Origin of the sequence: Nocardioides sp. S5 (assembly GCF_017310035.1) — a bacterium.
In the GTDB taxonomy this organism is placed as follows: domain Bacteria; phylum Actinomycetota; class Actinomycetes; order Propionibacteriales; family Nocardioidaceae; genus Nocardioides.
Genome location: NZ_CP022296.1, coordinates 3617120 through 3642027 on the forward strand (window position 1 = coordinate 3617120; position 24908 = coordinate 3642027).

Sequence of the window (24908 nt, forward strand, 5' to 3'; positions counted from 1 at the left end):
GCGATCTCCTCGTGGGCCTGGAGGGGTTCCACGTCATCGAGGTCACCGAGCAGCTGCGTCATCTACGCGTGGTGGTCGAGTCCGACCCCGCACCGGCGGGCTGCCACGCGTGCGGTGTGATCGCCGCGAGCCATGGCCGGCGCGAGGTCCGCCTGGTCGACGTGCCCTCCTTCGGCCGCCCGGTGCGACTTGTGTGGCGCAAGCGGACCTGGCGCTGCGTTGAGCCGAAGTGCAGGGCCGGCGGGTGGAGCGAGCAGCACGACGGGTTGGCCCGGCCGCGGGCGCTGCTCACGGTGCGGGCGTGCTGGTGGCCGATCGCTCAGATCCGTCGCGAGCACGCCTCGGTGGCTGTTCTCGCCCGCCAGTTGGGCACCTCGTGGCGCACGGTGTGGCGCTCGATCAAGCCCCTGCTCGAACAGATGGCCGCCGACCCGACCAGGTTCGACAACTTAGAGGTCTTGGGCGTCGATGAGCACATCTGGCACCACGTCTCGACCAAGCCCGTCGACCAGGGTGGACGTGGGCCGAAGGAGCTGACCGGGATGGTCGACCTGAGCCGTGACCAGCACGGACGCGTCCGCGCCCGGCTCCTCGCCTCGTCCCGGGACGATCCGGGAAGGCTTACGCCGACTGGCTCGCTGAGCGCGGTCAGGGGTTCCGCGCCGGTGTGAAGATCGCGGCCCTGGACCCGTTCCAGGGCTACAAGAGCGCGATCAATGACCAGCTCGAGGACGCCGTCGCAGTCCTCGACGCCTTCCATGTCGTCAAGCTCGGCACCGCCGCGGTCGATGAGTGCCGCCGCCGGATCCAGCAGGAGACCCTCGGCCACCGTGGCCGCAAGGGCGACCCGCTCTACGGCATCCAGAAGCTCCTACGCGCCGGTGCGGAGAAGCTCACCGACAAGCAATGGACCAGGTTCGAGAACGCGATCGCCGCCCGCCTCGAGGAGCACCTGGTCGTCTACGTTGCGTCGTGCGCCCAGCAGCTCCGCTCGGCCTACCGCCACCCCAACACCGCCGAGGGCCGCAAGATCGCCGAGAAGGTCCTCGCCACGTTCGCGTCCTGCCCGATCCCCGAGATCGCCCGCCTGGGCCGCACGTTGAAGCGCTGGCGGCAGGCGTTCCTGGCCTACTTCGACACCGCCCGCTCGAACAACGGCGGCACCGAAGCCATGAACGGCCTCATCGAGCTCCACCGCGTCGCCCGCGGGTTCCGCAACCGCGAGAGCTACCGCCTTCGGATGCTGCTGATCGGGGGCGGACTCGCCAGCCCCCACCTCAGGTAATAAGAGCCTGATAACCGGGCTCATCCGCGCATCGACCGCCATCCCGGTAGCGCGCTTCCCGAGGCTTGTCGTGGTGCGCCTGGGCGCTGCCATGGCTCTCAATCACGACAGATCCGAGGGGCACCCCAGAACCTCTACCAGACCCAGGCGATTCACTTGCAGAGCTGATCCCCGAGGGACTGCTGGCGGGCCACCGCACCACCGGAGAACAGCCTCAGCCGCGCACTCGGCGAAACCGCGGCAGCAGCGAGTCCCCGGGCCACCCCTGGGCGCGACCGTGCCATTGACCAACTACTGGTCCTCGGGGTCGCCGGCGATCCCGCAACCTGAGCAACCGTCACGTCGCGATTCCCTGCTTCGGCGTGATGGGAAGCCCGAGGCACCTGAGTCCCACCTCAGTGATCTTCCGGGCGGTGTCCGCCCGGGACCTGGTCGGTAGGGCGAGGTGGCTCACGGTGAGCCGCACCAGGGCTTCGGCGGCGTCGGACACCTCATCCGCCCGCAAACCGGCCACGTGGGAGGTGAGCCACCGGGCCAGGGAGCCGGACGCGAGCTCCAACAGCTGCGCAGACGTGGTGAGGAGGGGGAGGATGCCCGTGGCGGGTGGTGGGGAATCGCGGTTGGAGATCAGGACCGCTCTAAGCAAGGGACTGTTCTCGGCCTCCTCCAGCACGAAGCCCACCGACGCCGCGAGGCCGCTTGAAGCGTCGGAGCCGTGATGCGCGAGCACGTTCTCGATGCCCTCGATGAAGCGCGCCGCCTCCCTCAGGACGACGGCTTCCCCCAAACCGGGCTTGTCGCCGAACTCCTTGTACAGCAGTGCGCGCGAGACGCCGACCGCCTCGGCGATCTCGCCCATGCGCACCCGCTCCCAGCCCCGCTCAGCGATCAGGTCATGGGCAGTCTCCAGCACCGCTGCACGAACGTGCTCGCGATAGCGTTCTCGCATGGAGGGGGACGACATGGTGGACAGAGTATCGACAATGTCCGACTGCGGACACGCGTCAACTGGGCCGCGTGATGACATTCTCAGGGCGGTGCCTTAGGTTTGAACAAAAGTCACTAGTTGTCTCCAGAAGGAAGCCTCATGGTCAACTCGAGCGACACCGAAGTGGTCGAGTACCCGCACCGACGCGGCGGCCACTGCGGCTCCGGAGCCATGCGGGACCTCCTGGAGTGGGCCGGACTCGGTTGGGAGGGCCCCCCTGACGAAGGCCTTGTCTTTGCCCTGAGCGGCGCCTTGGATCTCTCCTACGTCAGGGACGCGGCACTCATGCCACCGGTATACCTCGTCGGGCGGGGAGGCGACCTGGAGACGGACCTCCCGACGCGACTGGGCGCCGAGGTCTCCGTGCATGCGACGGACGACCCACAGGAGGGCTGGGCGTGGGTGCGCGACGCCGTGCGCGAGGGCCGTCCCGCCTTGGTGTGGGCCGACATCGCGGAACTTCCCTACCTCCGCGTACGCCTGCAGATGAGTCGCCACGACATCGTCGTCATCGGTTATGACGACGAGCAGCAGGTCGCGCACGTCGTCGACAACGACCGGGAAGAGGTGCAGCTCGTGCCCTACCCGGCACTGGCCCGAGCCCGGTCCTCGCAGGGGTTCCCGGTCCCGACGCGTCACACCTACTTCGACATCGCCTGGCCCGACCGGCTGCCCGACCTGTCAGAGATCGCGCAGGCGGCGTTCGCCCAGGCGGCGGCTGCGATGACTAGCTCCACCGGCAGCTCTATCGTCACCGGAAGGGATGCGGCGGTCGGGGCCACCGGACTGGCCGCCGTCGACCTCTTCGCCGAGGACCTCGCTCGATGGCCAGAGGTCTTCCCCGACGACATCCTGGACCTGGTCCTCCAAGGACTCAGCGCCTTCGTCGAGAAGGCCGGCACCGGCGGCGGGCTGTTCCGCCGACTGCTCTCCAGCGGCGCCGCCGACATCGTGCGCCTGACCGGGGACGCGCGGGCGAGCGAGGTCGCCGCCGCTGCGCACCTGTGCGCGGAAACATGGTCCCTCATCGCGTCGCTGGCCCGTCAGGACGGCCCAGCACGAGAGCGCGTGGAGCAGGCAGCTCGCTCGGCCGCCGTACTCCCCTCGCTCGAGCGGGACCTCGTCACCGCCCTCGAGATCGCGGGGGCGCGCCAGAACCTCGGGACCGCCACCTGATGAGGGGCAAGCTCGATCCTCGGCAGGCCCTGGCCCCGAGCCGGTTCGTCGACAGCGACCACCCTGACGTCCGGGACTTCACCAAGTCCGTCGTGGGTGGCATCCGGGATCCTCGAGAACGGACGGGACTGCTGTTCACCGCGGTCCGGGACCGGCTCCGCTACGACCCCTACAGCGTCACCACCGAACCCCCTGACTACCAGGCCAGCGCGATCCTCGACGGTGGCCCCACGTGGTGCGTGCCCAAGGCGGTACTGCTCACCGCGAGTCTGCGCGCTGCGGGGATCCCGGCAGTGCTCGGATTCTCCGACGTGCGCAACCACCTCAACAGCGCCGCGCTGCTGGAGCTGATGGGCACGGATCTGTTCGTGTTCCACGGGTGGAGCGCGGTGTACGTCGACGGCCAGTGGCGCAAGGGGTCGCCGGCCTTCAACTCCGAGCTGTGCCGTCGCTTCGGAGTACCCCCGTTGGAGTTCGACGGGTCGCAGGACGCGTTGCTCCATGCAGCCGACGGCGCCGGCCGACGTCACATGGAGTACGTCCGCGAACGGGGCATGTTCGTGGACCTGCCGTTCGACGGCCTCATGGCAACGCTGCTGGAGACCTACGGTTCCGCCATGGTGCGCGGCTCCGACACCCCGCGCCCCCAGGATCCCCGCTTCCGGTCGTGAACGCCCATCTCACTGGAGGAGTCTCCCGTTGCGCGCCGCGCTCACCGCCTCGCCGCACCCGGCGCGGCCGGCGGCGCGGTCGACCTCGACGTGCCCCGCGGCACGGAACCACCTGCCCACGACCGGCTTGTTGAAGAGGCTGTCCTTGGCCGAAACCGTGGCACCCGCCACCTCGGCCAGCACCATCTCCGCGACCAGCAACGGGTCAAGGTGCGAGACGTGGTTGGCAGCCAGCACGACGCCACCGACCCCGGGAATGCCCTATGACCCGCGCCAGTCAGGCGTCGCAGCACCACCAGGGCCGCTTTGCAGACCGCCACTGCCAGCCAGTCCACGTCGGTCCTGGTGCGTCGATCCACGCCGCAGAGTCAAGGTCGGCCGCACCTCGGTGATCGTAGACACCAGAGGCCGGGACGCGGCGGCAAGCCAGCGGGACGGGCAGGGCCCACGACGATGCCGGCCCTCAGGAAGCGGCGGCGGCCTCGAACTCTGCTCGATCGACTCTCTCGCCCTGACTGATCAGCAGCTTGGCCTTCAGGAAGTCCCGCGGTCGGTTCACGCAGTCCGCGGCCAGCAGCCGTCCCTGCTGGAGGTAGTAGCAGGTGAAGTCGCGATCTCGAGAGGGGTCGCCCCTCACCACGAGCTCGTCGTAGCCGACATTCAACCCCGCGATCTGCAGCTTGAGGTCGTACTGGTCGGACCAGAACCAAGGCAGCGCTGCGATCGGCCTCTCCTTGCCGCACAGTGTCGCGGCGGCCGTCTTCGCCTGCTCCCCGGCGCTGGGCACGGACTCCAACCTCACGAGGCGGTCGTAGCGAGCCATCCGGTGGCTGGCACAGTCGCCGGCTGCGACGATGCGGGGGTCGCTGGTGCGAGCCAGGTCGTCGATCACGATCCCGTTCTCGACGTGCAGGCCAGCCTCGGCTGCCAGCTCGGTGTTGGGAACCAAGCCCACTCCGACGACGACGAGATCGGCCGGGATCCGCTCACCACCCCGCAGGACCACCTCACGCACGCGTTCGTCGCCGGCCATGGCGCTGACCTGGGCGCCCGTCCGGATCACGACGCCGGCGTCGCGGTGGACCCGCTCGTAGAACGCCGAGACCTCGGGTGCTGTGACCCGCTCCAGCACGCGCTCGGCGGCCTCCAGGACTGTCACGTCCAGGCCGAGAGCGCGCAGGGACGCGGCTGTCTCCAAGCCGACGTACCCGCCGCCCACGATGACGGCGTGGCTGCCGGAAGCCGCCGAGGCCCGGATCGACTCGACGTCTGCGAAGGTCCGAAGGTAGAACACCCCGGGCATGTCGATACCGGACACGTCCAGGGTGCGCACCCGGCCACCCGTGCACAGGGCGAGATGGGTGTAGCCCATCGTGGTGCCGTCGTTCAGCCCCACCTCCTGCGCGGCACGATCGACCTGCGTGACCGTCGACTGCACCAGGCGGATGTCGTGCTTGGCGTAGAACTCCGCCTTGCGCAGAGCGAGGTCTTGCAGGCTGCTCGTGCCGGCGAGGTAGGCCTTGGAGAGGGGAGGACGGTGATAGGGCAGCGCTGGCTCGTCGCCGACCACGACGACCTCTCCTGACCAGCCCTGCTGCCGCAGGCCGGCCGCCACCTGGACACCGGCGTGGCTGGCGCCGACGACCAGCGCCCTCCCCTCGGTCACGCCTGGGTCTTCGGCGTCAGGGTGACCATCAGCCTGCTGATGCCGCGCACGAAGTTGGACTGGACGTACTCAGGCTCTTCGACGACCTCGATCTTCTCGAAGCGCGGCAGCAGCTCCTCCCAGAGGATCTTGAGCTGCATCTCCGCCAGCCGGTTGCCCATGCAGCGGTGGACTCCGAAGCCGAAGGAGATGTGGTTGCGTGCGTTGCTGCGGTCGATGATCAGGTCGTCGGGCCGGTCGAAGACTCGCTCGTCACGGTTGCCCGAGGCGTACCACATGACCACCTTGTCGCCCTTGCGGATGAACTGTCCGTTGAGCACCGTGTCCTTCTTGGCGACCCGCCGCATGTAGGCCAGAGGTGTCTGCCACCGGATGATCTCCGAGACCGCATTGGGGATGAGGTCCGGGTTGGCCTTGAGCTTCTCGAACTGGTCCGGGAACCGGTTCATGGCGAGGATCCCACCGCTCATGGAGTTCCGCGTCGTGTCGTTGCCACCCACGATGAGCAGGACGAGGTTGCCCAGGAACTCCATGGGACGATCGATGAGGTCCTTGGTGTCCTCGTTGCGCTGCAGCATCGTGATCAGGTCGAAGCCAGGCTCTTCTCCCCCCGCCAGCCGCGCCTCCTTGTCGCGCCACAGAGCACTCAGCCCCTGCGCTGCGTCGACGAATCCGCGGAACACCTCGTCGTTGTCCGAGGGGCCGCCGTTGGCCTGCTCCATGGAGCTGGCCAGGTCCGACCACTCGACGAGCTTGCGGCGCTGCTCGTAGGGGAAGTCCAGCAGTGTCGCCAACATCCGCGCAGTCAGCTCGATGGAGACGCGGTCGACCCAGTTGAAGGGCTCACCGATCGGGAGGTCGTCCAGCACCTCTTGGACCCGCGAGCGGATCAGGCTCTCCATCTCGCGCAGGTTCTTCGGAGCCACGACGCCCTGGACGGCGGCGCGCTGCCGGTCGTGCTTGGGCGGGTCCATGGCGATGAACATGGCGACATCCATGAACCGCGGCGGCTCGCCGATGATGATGAACGGCTCAGCCGAGAACGTCTCATGGTCCTTGTCGACCGCGATGATGTCAGCGTGGCGGGTGACCGACCAGAAGGGACCGAACGGGCTGTTGGCCTGGAAGTGGACGGGAGCCTCGTTGCGCACCCGCTCGAAGTACGACTGCCACTTGCCCTGCCGGTAGAGGAACGGGTTGCTCAGGTCGATGTCGACCAGGGCAACCTGCTCCACGGGGGGGATCGGCTTCTCGACGAAGATCTTCTGCCCGTTGGTCCGGGTCACGAAGCGACGCGCCCGGTCGTACAGGTGCGCCCCGCGGATCTGCATGCTCATGGGGACGATGGACTGAGCTCGCTCGGTCATGGCGTCGGTCACGGTGGTCAGGGTCGTCATGGTGCGGTGTTCCTCTCGACAGTCACAGCTGGAACTCGGGGAGCCGGACGACAAGGCCGTCCAGGCTGTCGCTCAACCGCATCTGGCACGACAGCCGGGAATTCGCCTCGCGCTCGGGGTTCATGGCGAGCATCTCTTCCTCCACGGGACCCGAACGGCCGACCTGGTCGATCCATCCGTCCTCGACGACCACGTGGCACGTACCGCAGGCGGCTTCGCCGCCGCAGTCCCCGTCGATTCCAGGAACCATGTTGTCGACGGCGACCTGCATCAGCGAGACACCCTCTTCCAGTGGTGTCTCGTGCTTCTCCCCGTCGTGGGAGATGAAGGTGACAACGGACATGAAGAAACTCCTTGGTAGACCGGCCCTCAATCCTGTGTCTCCCCGTCAGGCTGTGGCTATGGTCACCTACGTCAACATATTGTGATTTCGGCTCAGGAGGTGCAGTGAGAGTTCCCGAACCCGGCGTGCCTCCGCTGGCGTTCGTCCAGCTCCTCAACAGCGACGCGCTTGAGCCCAGCGCCGTCGCGCACTTCCGTCGGATCATCGAACTCCAGGGCACTTCGGAGGTCGAGCTGGTACAGCGCGACCGGCAAGTGCCCATCCGATGGTTCCGCGAGGTCTACCCGGACCTCGACCCCGACGGTGCTACCTACCTCGGGCTCGCTTTCGCCGAGAAGGCCCAGCTGACCTCGTTCGGCCCGCTGAGCCTGCCCTTGGTCAGCGCTGGCTCGGTGGACGAGATCTTCCAGTTGCTGGGGTATCTGCCCGTGATCTCCGGCGCTCTTCGCCCTCACTTCCACCCGGGCGAGCACGGCTTGACAGTGGGGCTGAGCGGTCAGACCGGCGATCCCGATCTCGACTGCCTGGTCATCACCTACGGTGGTGCGGCGCTGCTTCGACTACTCGACCTGCTGGCCGGCCCGCTACCAGGGGTGACGTTGCAGCTGGCATGGCCTGCCCCCGGAGTTGTGGAGACTCGCACCGACCTAATGAGCGAACGGTTGGACTTCGACGCGCACACGTCCTTCATCGACGTGCCGGCCGAGGCCCTTCGTGTCCGCTGCCGGTTCCCGGACCCGGTCGCCTACGGCTTGGCCATCGCCGAGCTGCGCCGCATGCTCGACCGCAGTACCAGTGCCACCAGCGTGACGGAGCGGGTGCGACGACTGCTCGAGCAGGACCCAGGACGGTCGAGCAGCCGGGACATCGCCGCACTCCTCGACGTCTCCACCAGCACCATGAAGAGACGGCTCGAGGACGAGGGCACGACATTCCGTCAGGTCCGACAGTCCCTGCTGCGCGAGAGAGCCATCGTGCTGCTTCTCGACCACTCCCTGACGATCAGTCAGATCGCGGTCGATCTCGGCTATGGCGATCCTGGGAACTTCTCCCACGCCTTCAAGCGCTGGACCGGGCAGTCGCCGAGCGAGTTCCGCAACGTGGGGCGCCTCGGACCAGGGGGGTCGGCCCCTGAGCGGGAGCGGCCGCCCTTAGCTCGGCGCACTCGGCGCCACGTCTACGACCGGAGCGGGCTATCCGCGAAGCGGCGACAGGCGAGGCGCATCACGTGGTGACCAGTCGAACGGGGAGTCTGGTGGGCCCGCGCAACGAGCTGTTGGTCGACCATGTCGGGTCACCGGACAGCTCGATCCTCGAGACGCGACCGAGGAGCTCGGTGAGCACGACATGGGCCTCCATCCGAGCGAGCGGTGCTCCGACGCACAGGTGTGCGCCGTGCCCGAACCCGACGTGCATCCTGGGGTTGCGGTCAGCCCGATAGGTGTCGGGCTCCTCGAACGCCTCGGGGTCCCGATTCGCAGCACCGAAGGACAGCAACACCCTGGACCCTCGCGGGATGGTGACACCGGCGATGTCGTAGTCAGCGCGCGTGTAGCGGTACAGATTCTGGATGGGGCTGGAGAACCGCAGGTGTTCCTCGATCGCCATCGGGACCAGACCAGGATCCTGTCGAACGCGGTCGTACTCCTCCGGATTGCGAGCAAACGTCTCGAACATCCCGCCCAGCAGGTTCGTCGTGGTCTCGTTACCAGCCACGAGGAGCAGCATCGCGATCATGAACAGGTCGTTGCCGGTGAGAGCACCGTTCTCACTGTGGTTCATGAGTCGACCGAGAGCCGAGTCAGACTCCCGAATCCTCCCAGCGTCGAACTGCTCGGTGAAGTACCGCCGCAGGGACGCCAGGCCTGTCGCGGCATCTCGTGCGTGCCGGATGCCCAGCGGCGTCGCATTCGCGTCCATGATGCGCACCGTCGTCTCCGACCATCGGCGGAAGTCGTCGAAGTCGCCATCGGAGACACCCATGATGTGAGCGATCAGGCTCATCGGTAGCGGAGTGGCCAGTGTCGTCATCACGTCCGAGCCGGGAGCACGCACGAGTTCGTCGACCATCTCGGAGGCCAGCTTCTCCGCCATCGCGCGCCAGGAGGCCATCGCACCTGTGGTGAACATGGGCTGTATCTGCTTGCGTAGCCGGGCGTGCTCCTCGCCGTCAGTGAGGACGACGAGCGGCGCCTGGATCCGTAACCGGGTGACCCCCTGACTGCTGGTCACCTTGTCGGTGGCTCTCAGTGTGGCGCGGACGTCGTCGAGGCGCGAGAGGACCCACATGGCCCGACGCGGGTTGTAGTGCACCCGCCCCGTCTCATGAAGGCGTCGATACGCCGCATGCGGCTGGGCCGCCGTCCGTGGATCCAAGGGATCGTAGTCGGTATTGACCGCCCCCACCCAGCCGCGACGGCCGCGGATCACGGTGCGCGCGGCACCCTCGAAGTTCAGCCATGCTGCAGTCCCGACCACCTTGAACAGGTCAGGGGCACCGTCTGTGCGTGTGCGGGTTGTCATCACGATCCTCCGTCTCAGGAGCAATCCTCAACCGCGGAGACGTGCACCCACAAGGCCTCTTGAATGACTGAGACGCCTGGCGGGGACGAGTCATCGGGAGGCCGTCTCAGACCAAGCGCGCCGCCTCTTGGAGGCCACCAGGCCGCCCGGGACCGGGGTCTTCGCTAGCCTTACAATCGTCTCACCGTGAGACTAAATCGCTCAGTAACGTCAGGGTACAAAATGCCAGATTCCGACGCATGGCTCATTCCTGGCAGTCGAAGGGAAGCCGCCCTGGAACGCATCTACGCAGCCGGCAGCGACGTCCTGCGCGAGCGCGGTCCCAAGACGTTCAGCTTGGAAGAGGTCGCCCGCAGAGCAGGGTGCTCACGCGCGACCGTCTACCGGTTCGTGGGCAACAAGCGCAGCCTTGTGGACACACTGGTAGGCCTAGCCGCGACTACCGTGGTCGAACAGGTGCGAACGCAGACTCGCGGGATGCAGGGCAAACAACTGGTCATCGAGTCGATCCTTGCCGGAGTCCAAGCGATTCGCAGCGACCGCACCCTGGCTGAGTTCGTCAAGTCACCCCCGGCTTTCGACGACACCTACTTCACCCACTCCGAAATGCTGAACCGTCTCGCTGCGTCTCTGATGGACCTCGGCGAAGAACCCGATCTCGGCGCCGAATGGCTCATTCGAGTCGTACTCAGCATGATCACTTGGCCCGTGGACGACCCCACCACCGAGCGAGAACTGATCGAACGCTACGTAGGTGCCGCCTTCTGATGGCGGACACCCTGTTCGAACTAGATTCGCGCCTCGGGGTGCAACCATCGATGACGACGCCAACCCGGCGCCGCCCGAGAAGGAACCGCCCTCCGTTACAAGCGTGGTACAAGTAACCAAGATCTCCTAGAGTTTGCGCAGGTCAGCATGGGTCAGTCAGTCACTACTACGACATCTGATCCGAGGGTTCTCATCCCCTGTCAGTAGTTGCCGAAAACGGCGGCTGACCTGCGGAAACGTCTTTCGACGTCTTCCAGCGTCAGTCGCCGTTTTTCGTTGTTGTGTGTCACCAGTGTGTCGACGGCACCGGCGGATATCGCCGGACCGGGCGGCTCACCTAGGGGGTATGAGGTTCTCCGTTCACTCCCCCGACGAGCTGACCGCGGCACTCCCCCACTTGCTCGGGTTCAAGCCCGAGGAGTCGGTCGTGTTCGTGCCGATGACCGCCGACCTACCCATCGCTCGCATCGACCTTCCGACCACTCCGCGAGACCGCGACGCGGCCTGGGAGGCTATCCGCTCCCCTCTCGGCCGCTACGCCCAGCCAGGAGCCAGCGTGGGCATCGTCTGCGTCACAGCGAACCGCGAAGAAGCGGATCGAGTCGTCCAGGACTTCGCCGCTCGACTCGACACCATCGGCATCGACACCGCGCTCATGCTGTGGGCGAACGACTCCGAGTGGCATGACTACCACCTGGGCGAGTCTGGCCATCAGACCGAAGCGGCGCGCGGGTATGTCGCTGCCGAGATGGCCCCGACAGGCCGCCCACGGCCTGCGGCCAGCCGTGCGTCGTTGGCATCATCGTTGGTCGGCGACCGGGAACCCGTCGCGGAGCTCTTGTCCGAGGCTCGGGAAGCCGCCGAGACGACGACACTACGCGCCGAGGCCAAGTGGGCTGTCGGACGGCTTCGGCAGTTTCACGCCGACAGTCAACCGCTTTCTGATCTTGACGCGGCTCGGCTGCTCGTCGCCGTCGAGACGATCCCGATTCGTGACCGACTGTGGGACGACATGAACACCGACAACGCGGACTCGCACGTCGCCCTGTGGACCAACCTGACCCGGAGGGCTCCCGACCAGGTGCGCTCCGCTCCCGCCTCGCTGTTGGGCCTCGCCTCATGGCTGAGCGGAGACGGTGCCAAGGCTCTGTGCGCGGTGGAGCAGGTGCCGCGCAACAGCCGCTACCCGCTCGCCGGGTTGGTGGTCGCGGTCGTGGAGTCGGCTATGCACCCGCGCGAGTGGGAGTCGGTCAAGAGGATCGGCCAAGATGCCGACTTCGCCGCACCGCAGCCGGGACCACGGAACAATCCCATCCGACCCGCGCCCGCACTCTGAGAAGGCAGCTCCGATGGAGACTCCGCGCCGTCGACAGCCCCCAAGCCGATTGGAGCGCCGCCTCACCCGACGGGTGAGGCTCCGAGCGCGACCAACGAAGGGCTCCCGTGCGCCTGTCGATGTGATGCGCAGTTACGAGATTGTGTGGCTCGACAAAGGCGCGCAGAGCGGCGACGAGCGGTCATTCTGACGTAGCGCCCGTTGCGTGTAGGGCCTACGCGGAGACCATCGGGGCGTAGCGGGAGGCGGCGCGACGCTCCTTGAACTCGTGCAGACGAACTCGCACCAGCAACACGAGACTGACCGGCCCCATGATGGCGAACTTCATCGCGTTCCAGATGAACAGCAGCACGAACACGTTGAGCCAACCCGGTCCACCGTCGCGGACGATCGTGGTGCAGACGCTCGCGGCGTAGAGGTACGGCACGGCCAAGAGCATCGCTGGGACGCCCCACTTCAAACCCCGGCGGGTGCGGATCAGGTCGAGCGCGATGTTGGTGGGCATGTAGAAGCGCAGGTAGTACCGGGCGTGTTCGCTGGCGGTCCAGATGAGTCGAAGCATGACGGCAGTCCTCTCTCGGGTCTGGCGACAGAGAACCTTGAAGGACTGCCCAGCGAGCCGGACGGCCGTGCCACCACGTCGGGCGCGGTGGCGAACCTTAGAAGAAGTCGCCTTTCTCCCACCATACGCCCGAGCACGGACAGGTGGAACCCTCTCGGCGCTGAGGCCGCGGCACACCCGGTCGTCGTAACGTTGAGGTGTGCAAACAGGTTCGTGGGCCAGCACCGCACACTCCGCCAGCGTCATGCGGGGCAATCGGTCGCGCGACACGAAGCCAGAGCTCGCAGTAAGGCGGCTGTTGCACGCCGAGGGCCTGCGCTACCGCGTCAACGCACGTCCGCTTCCCGAGGTCCGGAGAACGGCCGACATCGTGTTCCGCGCAAAGCGCATCGCCGTCTTCATCGACGGCTGCTATTGGCACGGATGTCCCGAGCACTACGTCCCCTCTAAGCCCGGATCCACCGATCGGCATGGCCGGGATGAGGTGATGGTGGTCGGTTCCGGGTGAGGGCGCCGGGGCGCGATGATCTGCCGGACCTCACTGTCCGGGGTGTTCCACGTTGTTCCTCGTCGCGCAGCTGTGGCTGCTGGTTGGTCAGGCCGCGAGGGCGGGTGGCGGGTCGCTGACTCGGTCAAACAAGGCAGTCCAGGCGGTCTCCCAGGGCCAGGCTTGTGGCAGATGCAGAGTGACCCGTCGTGCTGAGGTCGCGACCCGTGCTGGCACGGTGATCAGCTTGCGACGGATCGTGGCGGTGGTGGCCTTCGCGATCTGCGGGTGGGTGAGGCTGGCGGCGGCTCGGGTGAGGTTGAACGCCATCACGGCGAGCACCAACCAGGCCGCGTTGGCAGTGAACACCCCGGACGGCAGGTGCGCCAACGCTGCGTGTTTGAGGTCAGCGTGGACCTGCTCGATGACCGCGTGATGGCGGTGGATCGCATCGGCGGCGACGGTGTCGAGCACGTCGGCGTCGGTGGTGGTGAAGAACGCATGGAACCGCCAGGTGTCAAACAGGGTGTCTTGGCCGGCTGCCTTGTTCTTCTCGGCGTTGAAGTCCGGGATCCGCCGGACCACCAGCCGGCCCGGCACGTGGTCGGTCTTCTTCTGGGCGGCAAACGCGGTGAAACCGATCTCGGCGACCTCGGCCCGTGAGACCCACCGGCCACTGGCTTCGTCGAAGACGGCATCGGTGTACTCGATGGTGGTCCACGCATCGTCGTCGATGGTGGCGATGGCGGCCTTGACCCGCTTGTCCATCCGCACGGTCACCGACACCGCGGCCCCACCCTTGAGGGCGGCGTGAACTGGTCCGCGGCCGTAGAACGCCGAATCCATCCGCACTAGGACCGGGTGGGACTTGTCGAGCAGTCGTCGGGCGGTCCGCACCGCATCGCCGACCAGTCGCTTCGCACCGCGTGGTGACCCAGTCGAGCCCTTGCGGAGCCGTTGGGCCACGATCACCGGGACGGCGCCGGCGATGGTGAGGGTGGCGAGCAGGGCGTTGAGGCCACGGACACCTGAGTAGCCGAACCCGGCGCCCTGCTTGGCGTGGCCATGGACCTCGATGATCGTGTCGTCGACATCGAGCAACGCGTAGTCAGCACTCGCGTCTGCATCCGGGCTCACCTCGGCTGACGGACGCAACAGCTCGGTGAGTCCTGCCAGCGCGATGAGGAACCTCGACGCGATCGCGTCGAGCTGACGCACGTGCCCGAAGGTGAACGCCCGCAGGAAGGAACCCAACGTCGAAGGCGCGTAGGCGCGGGCGAATACCCTCCCCATGCCGCCGTGACGCAACAGCGCCATGTCATCGATCGAATCGGCACCAGCGACCATCCCACCGACCAGCGAGGCGACCTTCAACCCGGCGTTCGCGCCCTTGTCGCCCGGCACCGTCAAGTGCTGATCCGCCAGATCACGCAGCCCAGCGGACTCGGCCAACGCGAGCACCGGAACCAGACCACCGGCCGACACGAGATTCGGATCATCGAAGACCGCCGACGTCGCCCGCGACGTGTGAGAGAGTTTCACCTCAGAGATGTCCCTTGTGTTCGGTCGAATCGTTGCCTCAAGAACTCCGATTCTCCCGCTACACAAGGGCATTCTCGTTTACGGCGCGCTCACCAGACCAAGTTCATCGGTGGATCCGGGTTAAGGGGCTCATCACAGTTGAGGGTGTAGGTCGCGTTGGCGCGTCGGTCCCGGGATAGGCGTCGAGGTCTCCCGAAGATGGCGGTTCCTACGCCAGCCATCTGGAAGACCTCGACGTGCCCGACGCTACCGTCGGCGAGCGCTCAGTTGCGTTCGCCCACCCCGATCTGTCCACCTTCTGCCGTCTCGACGAGCTCGGCCTCGTCGTCACCGGCCAGCGCCTCGAGCCCGACCGGGCGGTGCTGGCCTGTCGCGTCGTCGCACCCGACCAGTGGTGTCGTCGCTGCGGCTGCGAAGGCGCCCCGCGCGACACCGTCACCCGGCAGCTGGCCCATGAACCACTCGGGTGGCGCCCAACGACGCTGTTGGTCACGATCCGCCGCTACCGGTGCGGCGACTGCGGGCACGTGTGGCGCCAAGACACCTCCTCCGTGGCCGAGGCCCGCTCGAAGCTCTCGCGTCGTGGGCTGCGGTGGGCACTCGAAGGCATCGTGCTCGCCCACCTCACCGTCGCTCGGGTCGCTGAAGGGCTCGGAGTCGCGTGGAACACCGCCAACGACGCCGTCCTGGCCGAGGGCAAGCGGGTCCTGATCGACGACACCACCAGGTTCGACGGCGTCAAGGTCCTCGGCGTCGACGAGCGGGTGTGGCGCCACACCCGCCGCGGTGACAAGTACGTCACCGTGATCATCGACCTGACCGGGATCCGTGAGGGCACCGGCCCAGCCCGGCTGTTGGACATGGTCGAGGGCCGCTCCAAGCAGGTCTTCAAGACCTGGCTCGCAGAGCGTCCCGAGGCCTGGCGCCAGGGCGTGGAGGTCGTCGCGATGGACGGGTTCAGCGGCTTCAAGAGCGCCACTGCCGAGGAGCTCCCCGACGCGGTCGCGGTGATGGACCCTTTTCATGTGGTGCGCTTGGCCGGCGACGCTCTGGACCGTTGCCGGCGTCGGGTCCAGCAGGCTGTTCATGGTCACCGTGGCCACAAGGGCGACCCGCTCTACTCCGCACGTCGCACGCTGCACACCGGCTCCGGGTTGCTGACAGACAAGCAGAAGGACCGACTCGCCGCGCTGTTCGCGGCCGAGGAGCACGTCGAGGTCGAGGCCACCTGGGGCATCTACCAGCGGATGATCGCCGCCTACCGCGAACCCGACCGCCCCAAGGCACGCGAGCTGATGAGCAAGCTGATCGAGTCGGTCACCAGCGGTGTCCCGGCCGCGCTGAGCGAGATCATCACCCTGGGACGGACCCTGAAGAAGCGAGCCGACGACGTGCTCGCCTACTTCGACCGACCCGGCACGTCCAACGGCCCGACCGAGGCGATCTGTGAGTCTAGTGATGGCTGGTCCGGGACCGGCTGGTCAGGATGGTTCCGGTCGTGCTGACCTGCGTGTGACTCTCGAAGCAATTGGCCCGCTACTGCGGTGCTCTTCCGTTGAATTGTCCACGCTGGGAAGCGCGGCCGGCACCATCCGGCCCACCTCGGTGACCTGATCAGGAGACTGTCCGACCCCAAACGGCTCATCGGCGTCGTGACCCATCACAGATATGCCCCGACGTGACCTCTACCCGGACCGGTGCCGGCCGCTTGGCGACCGACACATCAGATCCCGTTACAAGGAAGGAACGTCGACCACCATCTCGATCGTCGCGCACACCCGTCCATTCGTCATCGGCGTGGATGCCCATGCCCGAACCCATGCCCTTGCGATCCTTGCCTGCCCGACCGGCGAGGTCCTCGACGAGGGCCAGTTCCCAGCAACGGCCGCTGGCTTCAGCGTGCCATCGCCTGGGTCGCCCGCCGCACGGGAGCCGACCTTGCCACCCTGTGGGCCATCGAAGGCGTCGGCACCTACGGCGCCCGACTCGCCCGTGCCGCGGCCGACGCCGGATACTTCGTGGTCGAGGCCGCCAGGATGAATGCGCGTGCCAACCGCGGCATCGGCAAGTCCGACCTCCTTGACGCGCGCCGCATCGCGCAAGCGGTCTTGCCACTCGAGGATGCTCAGCTGCGTCGGCCCCGTAGCGACGACGGCGTGCGCGCTGCGCTCCGTGTCCTCATCGCCTCCCGCGACCACATCAACAACGAACGCACGGCGGCGATCAACGCCCTTCTCGCGCTCCTCCGCGTGGTCGATCTTGGCGTAGACGCCCGCGGCACCATCAACGCCAGCCAGATCACTGCCATCGCGGCATGGCGGAGCCGTACCGAAGAACTTGCCACCGGCATCGCTCGCGCCGAAGCCGTCAGACTGGCCAAGCGGGTACGCGCAGCGGACGAGGAACTGTCCGCCGTCACTCGCCAGATGACCGCCCTACTCAAGACGAGCCCCGCAGCAGGGCTGCTCGACAAGCCCGGCATCGGGCCAGTCACAGCAGCTATCGCGTTCGCCGCATGGTCACACCCCGGACGCGTCCGCTCCGAAGCCGCGTTCGCAAGCCTCGCCGGTGTCAACCCGATTTCCCGCCTCGTCCGGCAACACCGTTCGCCACCGCATCAACCGCGGAGGAGACCGGCGTCTCAACCGTGCCCTACACATGGCCGTGATCACCCGCATGCGCATGGACCCCGACACCCGCGTCTACGTCGAGAAGCGCATCGCGGAAGGACGCACCCTGCGCGAGATTCGACGCTCGCTCAAGCGCTACCTCTCCCGCCAGATCTACCGCCAACTCAACGCCGCGACAGCCCTACCGACAGCCGCTTGACAAACATAGGAGATTCAACGGACGACTCGAGCACCTCCGCGGCTCAGCGCTCGGGTTCCGCAACCTCACCAACTACATCGCCCGCTGCCTGCTCGAGTCCGGAGGCTTCAGACCCCAACTACACCCTGGATTGTGAAGAGCCCTCAACGCCACCACCCGAGCCAGAAAGGAGCCCGCCTCCACCTGACCCGGTGGCCAACCCGGGCACCGACCATCAACCCGGAGGGTGGGGCCAAATCAAAACAGCACAGTGGGCCAAATGGGGTTGTCATACTCACCCAGAACCTGGTGCTCCTCGGCGCGCCCGGCACCGGGAAGACCCACCTGGCCATCGGACTGGGGATCAAGGCCGCCCACGCCGGACACCGAGTGCTGTTCGCGACAGCCACCGACCGGGTCACCCGACTCCAAGAAGCACACGCCGCCGGACGACTCAGCAACGAACTCGCTCGGCTACGCCGCTACGGCCTGATCATCGTCGACGAGGTCGGCTACATCCCCTTCGAGCAAGACGCCGCGAACCTCTTCTTCCAGCTCGTCTCCTCACGCTACGAACACGCCTCACTGATCCTGACCAGCAACCTGCCCTTCGCCCGATGGGGCGACGTGTTCGGCGACCAGGTCGTCGCCGCAGCCATGATCGTCCGCATCGTCCACCACGCCGACGTCCTCACCCTGAAAGGCAGCTCCTACCGGCTCAAAGACACCGGCATCGCGACACTTCCCTCAGCACGAGCCGAGAACACGGCACAATGACCAACACCGAAGTGGCCTAACTTTCAAAGAGCAGAACCGGCCCAACATTCGGGGAGCGTTTACACCGTTTCTCGGACACTCCCTTGATCTTCGGCTCGTGGAGCAAGACGAGGCGTGGGTGCTGGCCGGCGCCGACGCCGCCCGGTTCGTCGTCGTGGATGAGTATCTCTGGTCGAGTATGCCCCGACCGAGGCGGGGCAGGCCCTCGTGCCCGCGCTAGGCGCGTTGTCGGACTGCCGTGCCGCTCAGGTGCACCAGCCGCTGCTCAGACTCCCGGAAACCCGCCGCCGGGATCGGCACACACGGGACCGCGGACTTCCGAACACGGGCGTCGGAAGCACACAGCGCCCGACGCTGTCCTCGTCATCGCGGCATGCCCTGGTTGAAGTGGGTCACCTCCACCGAAAGGAACAGGGCCGAGGCGGAGGCGACACGTGACCCACCGAGCTGCTTCATGTCGGCTTCCATGAAGAACTTGCGCCCTTCTGTCCGGGTGATCCTGGCCGCGAGATCGTAGGTGCTGCCGAGGATGACCGGTGAGTCGTAGAGCACCTCGAGTTTCCGGGTCACCGCAGGACCGCCCGTGAGGTAGAGCAGGAACCCGAAGAGGTCGTCGAAAACGGTTGCTACGGCACCGCCGTGGGCGATCCCGGGTGCGCCCACGTGACGTTCATCGAAGACGTGGGTCGCGTGCACCTCCTCGCCTCGACGACGGACGGCGAGGTGGTGGCCGTGCGGGTTGTCGGGTCCACAGGCGAGGCAGTGGGTGTGGTGCGGCGGAAGCTGAGCACCATCAGCGTGCGGCCGGAACTTCTCCTTCCAGCTAGCGAGGAGCTCCTCCATGCTGCTCACAGCGGGTCACCCCGCCGCTGAACACGACTGCCAGGTGTCGCGAGACCGTCGAGGACCAGCTCGCTGACCGCGGCAGAGAAACGCGTTGCGTCGGCGGATCGGTCGGCGGACGGCCCCTCCACGGCCGCCCTGAGGCCAGCGACGGTGATGGCACCGAAGACGCTCAAGGCCACGGCGCCCGGATCGGCGACCTGGCGCAGCGACCCGTCGGAGACACCCTCAGCCAATACTTGCTCGATCGGTTCGTAGAAGGCAGTCCGCAGTGCCGCCGCCAACTCGGGCAGCCGGGTCGCGCGTCCGAGGTCGCCGACCAGTGCCCGACACAAGGACGGGTGCTCGAGCATCACGCCCAGGTGCGCCAGCACAGCCGCCTCGAGCCGGGTTCGCGCGTTCTCGGAGCTCGCTACCGCAACACCCCCGGCCCCGACCATCATGCGCGTCCCGTCTTGGGTGGACGGGTGGTTCCGGGTTGGCGGCGGGAGAAGGCGTCGTCAACCCCCGCGGCGGCGGTGACGATAGGTCCGTAAGCCTGGTCGAGCGCCGCCAGGATGCGGTCCAGGGGCAGGTCGTCGAAGGTGCCGTGGTCCCGTACGTACTCCATGTGCCGAGTGCCGTCCGCGGTGAAGGCGTGCATGAGCGCGTCGCTCCGTCCGTCGAAGTCGATTGGGGGTACGTCGAAGCGCGCACAAAGCTCGACGTTGAAGGCGGGCGTCGCCTTCCACCATCGTCCGTCGAGGTAGACGCTGGAGTAGCCGTGGTAGACGAACAGGTCGGTCCCTCCCATTAACGCGCGCAATGTGTCGGTCTGCAGGTGGTTGCGCACGTCGGCGAAGCCGACTCGGGCAGGGAGGCCAGCAGCGCGCAGTACTGCGGTCAGGAGCACTGCCTTGGGAATGCAGTAGGCGCGTTCAACCTTGAGGACTTCGCTGGCGCGGTAGTGTTCGGGGACTCGGGACACCGAGTATGGGTCGTACCAGATGCGGTCCCGCACCGCGGCGAAGAGCATGGTGGCACGCTCTCGTGGGTTCGCCGCGGACGCGATTACGTCGTGCGTGAAGTCGCGGACTGTCGGGTGGTCGTGATCGAGGAAGTAGGTCGGCTCCAGACACGACCCCGCTGTCGGCGTCATCGACGCCTCAAAATGCCCAGCAGAGCGTCAACCGGAACGGAACGATCAGACCGGGCCGAACCGGATGACCGCGGCGGGCGCCTAACGCACGGTTTAGTTGTGCCCGCAGGGGACACGGTGCCTCCGATCATTGTGACGGCTCCTGGATTTCCATTCTGCGAAGCGCCAGGCTGGTCATGGCATCGCGATCGAACTTGCCGGTCGGCGTCGCCACCCAGTCCTCGTCGGAGACGAAGATGACGTGCTTCGGGATCTTGTAGCCGGCCAGCTTGCCTCGGCAGGCCTCGCGAATTCCCTCCTCGTCAACGTCGACTTCCGGCTTGAGTTGGACAACGGCCGTGACTGCCTCCCCCCACTTGGGATCGGGCACGGCGACCACCATCGCCTTGAGGATCCACGGAAGCTCCATCTGCAAGAAGAGCTCGACCTCCTGGGCGCTGACGTTCTCCCCGCCACTCTTGATCGTTTCCTTGAAGCGACCGCGGTAGTACACGTACCCGCGCTGGTCGACCCAACCGTAATCGCCGCTGTGGAAGTAGCCGTCGGTGTCGAACGACTTTGCTGTCTCCTCGGGCATGTTGTAGTAACCGCTGAACAGCGCCGGACCCTTGAAGCAAATCTCGCCCGGCTGGTCGGGCCCGAGAACGCGGTTGGTGGCCGGGTCCTTGATCACCAGGTCTGTGCCCAGCATCGGCCGGCCGTGGGAGAGTCGCATGACTGACTCGTCGTGGCGGTCCCGGTAGGGCAGGTATGCTTGCGAAGCGACGTACTCGCTGGAGCCGTAGATGTTCCCGTGGTGGGTGATCCCCATACTCTTGATCTCGTCGTAGGACCCCGGCGAGGACCCGATCATGGTCTTGGTGAGACTGGAGATGTCGTGCATAGCGAAGTGGGGATGCCGGTTCATCATCAGGTAATGGACATCGAATCCGAACATCATCGAGATGCGCTCACGTTCGATTACCTTGAGTGCCAGGCCGACGTCGTAGAACTCCATGAGGTGCACGGCGGCACCCCGCAGGTGCGGCATGAGCAGCGTGAGATAGCCGGCGACGTGGTAGTTCGGCGCGACGATCAGCATCTTGTCCGCGGACTCAGTCTCGATGCCGTCGGCGTACCCGGCCACCCCCACCATCAGGCTCTGATGGGTGTGCAGGACCGGTTTGGGGAAACTGGTCGTGCCGGAGGTCAGTAGCATGATCGAGAAGTCGTCCGGCCGGACTTCCGCGCTCAGGGCGGCGAAGCCCTCGGCGGAGTAGTTCTCACCGCTACGGGCGATATCGCCGAGGTCGCCGGCGAATGCATAGCGTTGCCCGCTGCGACTCTCGGCGATGACGCTGCGCAGGTGCGGAAGGGTCTCGATCGACAGCTCACCGGGCTTGGAGGCGTTGAGACCCGGCAGATGCTCCTGGAGTTCGTGCAGGTAGTTGCGACCGCGGAAGGAGTCGGTGGCGATCAGTACGTTCGCCTCGGTGAGAGACAGTCCTTCCTCGATCTCGCGGGCGGTCCAGACGAGGTTGAGCGGAACCGCGATGGCCCCCAGGCGCATCGCTGCGTAGAAGACTGTCGCCCACTCGGTGGTGACGCCCAGGAGGAAGGCCACTCGGTCGCCCTTACGGACCCCTGCTTGCTGCAAGCCGTCGGTAAGGGCGGCCACCCTACGCCGGAGTTGGAAGTAGCTCAGGCGCTCCTCAACGTCGGGGCCATGGTAGACGAGAGCCTCCCGGTCTCCCCCCTCGTCGCATGTGTAGTCGAAGGTCCGGTTGACGGTCTGACCGAGTGCTTCTTGATACATGGGTTTCTCCTAACTGGGATTGTTACTTGCCCGACCACTGCGGGGGACGTCGCTCCAGGAACGCGCGCGGACCCTCCTGGGCGTCCGCGCTGAGATAGACGCCCTCGAACAGCTGCTCGGCTCGCGCAAAGCTGTAGGCGAGGGAGGGCTCGGCCGCCGCGTGCACCATCTGTCTGCTGGCCCGCACGGTGAGTGGTGCGTTGGCGAGGATTGACCGGGCCAGCTCGACCGCGGTGGCTCGGAGCTCGACGGACGGCACCACCTTGTTGACCAGCCCCAACTCGTAGGCCCGCGCCGCGGAGATGCTGTCTCCGGTCATCAGCATCTCCAAGGCCACACGGGGCGGGATGAGCCATGGCAGCGGAGCAGCCCAGGGTGCTCCGCGGCCCCACTTCGCCTCGCTGATGGCGAACTTCGCATGGTCAGCCGCGACACACAGGTCAGCCATCTGGGCGAGGAGGAAGCCGCCACCGAGGGCGACGCCGTTGACTGCGGCGATGACCGGCTTGTCCAGCTGGAAGTTGCGGTTGAGCTGCGGGAGGAAGTCCGCTGGGGGAACACCTAGTTGAGAGGAGGACATCTCCTTGAGGTCGCCCCCGGCGCAGAAGGCCTTGTCCCCGGTTCCTGTGATCACGGCAACTCCGGCAGCCTCATCGTCCCGGAACTGGCGAAAGCATGTCCACAGCGCGGCTCGCGCGGTGCTGTCCAATGCATTGGCGGCGTCCGGTCGATCGATAGTGATCCAGCCGATCCCGTGCTCGTCGCGCTCGTAGCGCAGCGCCTCGGCCATTCTCACACCCCCTCGCCCAGGTAGGGGACGTGCTCGTCAGCCATGTCCCACAGCACCCGCCCGAGAGGTGTTTCCTGCTCCTCGGCGATGTGGCCGACCAGGCCGGCGCAGCGACCGATGAGGGCAAAGCCGCGCACGATCCGGTAGGAGAAACCGATGTCGGACAGGACCGCTGCCACGGCACCCGTGGCGTTCACCGTGACGTGCCGGCCTTTGAGCTCGTCCATGACGCGGCTGAGTGCCTTCAAGAGCTCCGCGTGCTCGCCGCTCACACCATGCTCTTCGGCGATCTCGAGGAGCTTCGGGGTGCGGGGGTCGTCCGGGCGATGGATGTGGTGGCCGAAGCCCGGGATCGGACGGCCCGCCGCGAGCAGCTCGGAGAGCCGGTCGCGGGCGAACTCCTCGGCCGTGGTCTCGCCCCGCCGCACCAGGTCCCGGCCCTCCTGCAGCATCTGGGCCGACTCCTCCATCACCCCAAGGAAGGCGCTGCCGGCCCCGAGCAGTCCACCGGCGACGGCCGCCTGCATCGCTTCGGGGGAGCTGGAGTAGATCAGTCGGGCCGCGATCGAGCTGGGAGTCAGCCCGTGCTCCATCACCCCAACCAGACATGCGTTCACCACCGCCTTCTCGCCCTCGGTGGGGAGCCGGCCCCTCAGGTGGAAAAACACCATGCTGGTGAAGTCGGTAGACCCCATCAGGTCGTCGACCAGGCTGCGCCCGCGGATGTAGATCTGATCGACCGTTGAGGTGGCGATCTGGGTACCGATGCCAGGGTCTGTCACTGCTTCTCCTTGGATTGTTGCCAGGGGACGCGATGCCACGAAGGCCTCGCGCGTACTCGTCAAATGGCCTCGATGACCGTTGCCGTCGCCATGCCCTGTCCGATGCACATGGTCTGGAGGCCGTAGCGGACGCCTCGCCGCTGCATCTCGTGCACCAGAGTGGTCATCAGGCGGGTGCCGGAGCAGCCGGTGGGATGACCCAGGGCGATCGCCCCGCCGTTGACGTTGACCCGCTCCAGAGGGACCCGCAGCTCTCGCTGCCAGGCCAGTACGACGCTGGCGAACGCCTCGTTGACTTCGTAGAGGTCGATCTCGGAGGCCTCCAGGCGCACCCGGTCCAGCACCCGTCTGGTTGCATCGATGACGCCGTGCAGCATCATTACCGGGTCCACCCCGACCACCTGGGTGGCCAGGATCCGCGCCTGTGGTTCCAGACCCAGCCGTTGTGCCGCATCTGCGTCCCCGATGAGGACCGCCGACGCCCCGTCGGTGATCTGGCTGGAGTTCCCGGCGTGGATGAGGCCGTCCTCGGTGTACGCGGGCCGGAGTCGGGCGAGTGCCTCGACGCTCGTGTCAGGCCGGATGCCCTCGTCCCGGTCGAGGACGACCGGACCGCCGTCGCGGCCCAGCAGGTGCTCGGCCGGCTGACTCATGACGCCGAAAACCTCCTCCGCTAAGACGCCACTGTCCCATGCGCGAGCGGCTCGACGATGACTCTCGACGCTGAACTCGTCGAGTTCCTCGCGGGTGAGCGACCAGCGGCGGGCGATCATCTCTGCCGCGAGGCCCTGGTTCACGAGCTCGTAGCGCTCGGTGACGGCCGGGGAGGGGTCGACTCCGGCGGCGTCCGATCCCAGCGGGACGCGGCTCATGGATTCCACGCCGGCTGCCAGCACGAGCGACTGCTGGCCAGACATCACGGCCTGGGCGGCGAAGTTGAGTGCTTGCTGACTCGAACCGCACATGCGGTTCATGGTTACTGCGGGGACCTCCTCGGGGAAGCCGGCGGCGAGGACCGCCAACCTTCCGACGTTGCGTCCTTGCTCGCCGACAGCGTTGACGCAACCCACCAGGACGTCCTCTATCTCACGAGGATCGACCGCGTGCCGGTCGACCAGCTCGCGAAGGGTCAGTGCCAGCAGTTCGTCGGGGCGGGTGTCGGCAAGTGCGCCGTCACGTCTGCCCAGGGGGCTGCGCACCGTGCCGAGGATGTAGGCGTCAGTCATGAGCT

At 66.8% G+C, this 24908-nt stretch carries 23 protein-coding genes and 3 pseudogenes; 11 read left to right on the top strand and 15 right to left on the bottom strand.

What is annotated here, in order from left to right; genetic code table 11:
* Nucleotides 1–11 precede the first annotated feature (11 nt).
* On the top strand, nt 12–671 hold the full coding sequence (locus CFI00_RS17895) for a transposase family protein (protein ID WP_207082374.1): 660 nt from the start codon (nt 12–14) through the stop codon (nt 669–671).
* Nucleotides 656–1285, top strand: a pseudogene (locus CFI00_RS17900) (transposase); the annotation flags it as partial. The gene CFI00_RS17895 and the pseudogene CFI00_RS17900, both read left to right, overlap by 16 nt.
* A 337-nt stretch (nt 1286–1622) precedes the next feature.
* Here the strand turns inward: CFI00_RS17900 and CFI00_RS17905 are convergent.
* On the bottom strand, nt 1623–2249 hold the full coding sequence (locus CFI00_RS17905) for a TetR family transcriptional regulator (RefSeq protein ID WP_242532473.1): 627 nt from the start codon (nt 2247–2249) through the stop codon (nt 1623–1625).
* Nucleotides 2250–2372: 123 nt separating this feature from the next.
* Between CFI00_RS17905 and CFI00_RS17910 the strand changes: the two genes are divergently transcribed.
* Nucleotides 2373–3449 (top strand): BtrH N-terminal domain-containing protein, encoded by a 1077-nt coding sequence (locus CFI00_RS17910; protein WP_207082375.1) that lies wholly within the window; start codon nt 2373–2375, stop codon nt 3447–3449.
* Nucleotides 3449–4120 (top strand): transglutaminase family protein, encoded by a 672-nt coding sequence (locus CFI00_RS17915; RefSeq protein ID WP_207082376.1) that lies wholly within the window; start codon nt 3449–3451, stop codon nt 4118–4120. The genes CFI00_RS17910 and CFI00_RS17915 overlap by 1 nt, the downstream gene beginning before the upstream one ends.
* A 9-nt stretch (nt 4121–4129) precedes the next feature.
* On the opposite strand, the gene CFI00_RS17920 is transcribed toward CFI00_RS17915, so the two are convergent.
* From CFI00_RS17920 to CFI00_RS17935, 4 genes are all read right to left on the bottom strand, one after another.
* Nucleotides 4130–4357, bottom strand: a complete 228-nt coding sequence (locus CFI00_RS17920) for a 1-acyl-sn-glycerol-3-phosphate acyltransferase (RefSeq protein WP_242532474.1) — start codon at nt 4355–4357, stop codon at nt 4130–4132.
* 226 nt (nt 4358–4583) lie between these two features.
* A complete protein-coding gene (locus tag CFI00_RS17925; protein WP_207082377.1) occupies nt 4584–5786 on the bottom strand; it encodes an FAD-dependent oxidoreductase in 1203 nt (400 codons plus the stop codon).
* Nucleotides 5783–7183, bottom strand: a complete 1401-nt coding sequence (locus CFI00_RS17930) for a cytochrome P450 (RefSeq protein ID WP_166191375.1) — start codon at nt 7181–7183, stop codon at nt 5783–5785. The genes CFI00_RS17925 and CFI00_RS17930 overlap by 4 nt, the downstream gene beginning before the upstream one ends.
* Before the next feature lie 22 nt (nt 7184–7205).
* Entirely contained in the window at nt 7206–7526 is a 321-nt protein-coding gene (locus tag CFI00_RS17935) for a 2Fe-2S iron-sulfur cluster-binding protein (protein ID WP_166191373.1), read from the bottom strand.
* A gap of 104 nt (nt 7527–7630) precedes the next feature.
* On the opposite strand from CFI00_RS17935, the gene CFI00_RS17940 reads away from it, so the two are divergent.
* Nucleotides 7631–8761 (top strand): helix-turn-helix domain-containing protein, encoded by a 1131-nt coding sequence (locus CFI00_RS17940; protein WP_207082378.1) that lies wholly within the window; start codon nt 7631–7633, stop codon nt 8759–8761.
* Here the strand turns inward: CFI00_RS17940 and CFI00_RS17945 are convergent.
* Entirely contained in the window at nt 8751–10049 is a 1299-nt protein-coding gene (locus tag CFI00_RS17945; RefSeq protein WP_166191369.1) for a cytochrome P450, read from the bottom strand. The genes CFI00_RS17940 and CFI00_RS17945 overlap by 11 nt on opposite strands.
* A 222-nt stretch (nt 10050–10271) precedes the next feature.
* On the opposite strand from CFI00_RS17945, the gene CFI00_RS17950 reads away from it, so the two are divergent.
* Together CFI00_RS17950 and CFI00_RS17955 are read left to right on the top strand one after the other, a co-directional pair.
* A complete protein-coding gene (locus tag CFI00_RS17950) occupies nt 10272–10817 on the top strand; it encodes a TetR/AcrR family transcriptional regulator (protein WP_207082379.1) in 546 nt (181 codons plus the stop codon).
* A gap of 346 nt (nt 10818–11163) precedes the next feature.
* Nucleotides 11164–12153: a DUF4192 domain-containing protein gene (locus CFI00_RS17955; RefSeq protein WP_277988382.1), complete on the top strand. Its 990-nt coding sequence runs from the start codon at nt 11164–11166 to the stop codon at nt 12151–12153.
* A gap of 214 nt (nt 12154–12367) precedes the next feature.
* On the opposite strand, the gene CFI00_RS17960 is transcribed toward CFI00_RS17955, so the two are convergent.
* Nucleotides 12368–12715, bottom strand: coding sequence for a sulfate permease (locus tag CFI00_RS17960; RefSeq protein ID WP_207082381.1), 348 nt, complete (start codon nt 12713–12715; stop codon nt 12368–12370).
* Nucleotides 12716–12959: 244 nt separating this feature from the next.
* Between CFI00_RS17960 and CFI00_RS17965 the strand changes: the two genes are divergently transcribed.
* The gene (locus CFI00_RS17965; protein ID WP_207082382.1) at nt 12960–13223 is read left to right on the top strand and encodes a hypothetical protein; all 264 of its coding nucleotides are present in this window, start codon (nt 12960–12962) and stop codon (nt 13221–13223) included.
* A gap of 87 nt (nt 13224–13310) precedes the next feature.
* Here the strand turns inward: CFI00_RS17965 and CFI00_RS17970 are convergent, their stop codons facing one another.
* Entirely contained in the window at nt 13311–14744 is a 1434-nt protein-coding gene (locus CFI00_RS17970) for an IS1380 family transposase (protein WP_207081531.1), read from the bottom strand.
* Nucleotides 14745–14980: 236 nt separating this feature from the next.
* On the opposite strand from CFI00_RS17970, the pseudogene CFI00_RS17975 reads away from it, so the two are divergent.
* From CFI00_RS17975 to CFI00_RS17990, 3 genes and pseudogenes are all read left to right on the top strand, one after another.
* Nucleotides 14981–16189, top strand: a pseudogene (locus tag CFI00_RS17975) (ISL3 family transposase); the annotation flags it as partial.
* 313 nt (nt 16190–16502) lie between these two features.
* Nucleotides 16503–17573: pseudogene (locus CFI00_RS17980) on the top strand (IS110 family transposase).
* A gap of 132 nt (nt 17574–17705) precedes the next feature.
* Nucleotides 17706–18329 (top strand): ATP-binding protein, encoded by a 624-nt coding sequence (locus tag CFI00_RS17990; protein WP_006901463.1) that lies wholly within the window; start codon nt 17706–17708, stop codon nt 18327–18329.
* 363 nt (nt 18330–18692) lie between these two features.
* On the opposite strand, the gene CFI00_RS17995 is transcribed toward CFI00_RS17990, so the two are convergent.
* From CFI00_RS17995 to CFI00_RS18025, 7 genes are all read right to left on the bottom strand, one after another.
* Complete coding sequence (locus CFI00_RS17995; RefSeq protein WP_242532476.1) at nt 18693–19025, bottom strand: PaaI family thioesterase; 333 nt, start codon at nt 19023–19025, stop codon at nt 18693–18695.
* A 152-nt stretch (nt 19026–19177) separates the two neighbouring features.
* The gene (locus CFI00_RS18000) at nt 19178–19615 is read right to left on the bottom strand and encodes a hypothetical protein (RefSeq protein ID WP_242532477.1); all 438 of its coding nucleotides are present in this window, start codon (nt 19613–19615) and stop codon (nt 19178–19180) included.
* Nucleotides 19612–20310, bottom strand: coding sequence for a transglutaminase-like domain-containing protein (locus CFI00_RS18005; RefSeq protein WP_006901466.1), 699 nt, complete (start codon nt 20308–20310; stop codon nt 19612–19614). The genes CFI00_RS18000 and CFI00_RS18005 overlap by 4 nt, the downstream gene beginning before the upstream one ends.
* 127 nt (nt 20311–20437) lie before the next feature.
* Nucleotides 20438–22105 carry a class I adenylate-forming enzyme family protein gene (locus CFI00_RS18010; RefSeq protein ID WP_207082384.1) on the bottom strand — a complete coding sequence of 556 codons (1668 nt, stop codon included), beginning with the start codon at nt 22103–22105 and terminating at the stop codon, nt 20438–20440.
* Nucleotides 22106–22127: 22 nt separating this feature from the next.
* Nucleotides 22128–22895 (bottom strand): enoyl-CoA hydratase-related protein, encoded by a 768-nt coding sequence (locus CFI00_RS18015; RefSeq protein WP_204144776.1) that lies wholly within the window; start codon nt 22893–22895, stop codon nt 22128–22130.
* Nucleotides 22896–22897: 2 nt separating this feature from the next.
* Entirely contained in the window at nt 22898–23677 is a 780-nt protein-coding gene (locus CFI00_RS18020) for a citryl-CoA lyase (protein WP_204144775.1), read from the bottom strand.
* A 59-nt stretch (nt 23678–23736) separates the two neighbouring features.
* On the bottom strand, nt 23737–24903 hold the full coding sequence (locus CFI00_RS18025; RefSeq protein WP_207082385.1) for a thiolase family protein: 1167 nt from the start codon (nt 24901–24903) through the stop codon (nt 23737–23739).
* Nucleotides 24904–24908: the final 5 nt, after the last annotated feature.

Coding starts and splice junctions, on each gene's coding strand:
- CFI00_RS17935 (WP_166191373.1), bottom strand. CDS start 7,526: ATGTCCGTTGTCACCTTCATCTCCCACGACGGGGAGAAGCACGAGACA.
- CFI00_RS17915 (WP_207082376.1), top strand. CDS start 3,449: ATGAGGGGCAAGCTCGATCCTCGGCAGGCCCTGGCCCCGAGCCGGTTC.
- CFI00_RS18005 (WP_006901466.1), bottom strand. CDS start 20,310: ATGACGCCGACAGCGGGGTCGTGTCTGGAGCCGACCTACTTCCTCGAT.
- CFI00_RS17950 (WP_207082379.1), top strand. CDS start 10,272: ATGCCAGATTCCGACGCATGGCTCATTCCTGGCAGTCGAAGGGAAGCC.
- CFI00_RS17955 (WP_277988382.1), top strand. CDS start 11,164: ATGAGGTTCTCCGTTCACTCCCCCGACGAGCTGACCGCGGCACTCCCC.
- CFI00_RS17945 (WP_166191369.1), bottom strand. CDS start 10,049: ATGACAACCCGCACACGCACAGACGGTGCCCCTGACCTGTTCAAGGTG.
- CFI00_RS17960 (WP_207082381.1), bottom strand. CDS start 12,715: ATGCTTCGACTCATCTGGACCGCCAGCGAACACGCCCGGTACTACCTG.
- CFI00_RS18025 (WP_207082385.1), bottom strand. CDS start 24,903: ATGACTGACGCCTACATCCTCGGCACGGTGCGCAGCCCCCTGGGCAGA.
- CFI00_RS18015 (WP_204144776.1), bottom strand. CDS start 22,895: ATGGCCGAGGCGCTGCGCTACGAGCGCGACGAGCACGGGATCGGCTGG.
- CFI00_RS18000 (WP_242532477.1), bottom strand. CDS start 19,615: ATGATGGTCGGGGCCGGGGGTGTTGCGGTAGCGAGCTCCGAGAACGCG.
- CFI00_RS17910 (WP_207082375.1), top strand. CDS start 2,373: ATGGTCAACTCGAGCGACACCGAAGTGGTCGAGTACCCGCACCGACGC.
- CFI00_RS17930 (WP_166191375.1), bottom strand. CDS start 7,183: ATGACGACCCTGACCACCGTGACCGACGCCATGACCGAGCGAGCTCAG.
- CFI00_RS17965 (WP_207082382.1), top strand. CDS start 12,960: ATGCGGGGCAATCGGTCGCGCGACACGAAGCCAGAGCTCGCAGTAAGG.
- CFI00_RS17905 (WP_242532473.1), bottom strand. CDS start 2,249: ATGTCGTCCCCCTCCATGCGAGAACGCTATCGCGAGCACGTTCGTGCA.
- CFI00_RS18010 (WP_207082384.1), bottom strand. CDS start 22,105: ATGTATCAAGAAGCACTCGGTCAGACCGTCAACCGGACCTTCGACTAC.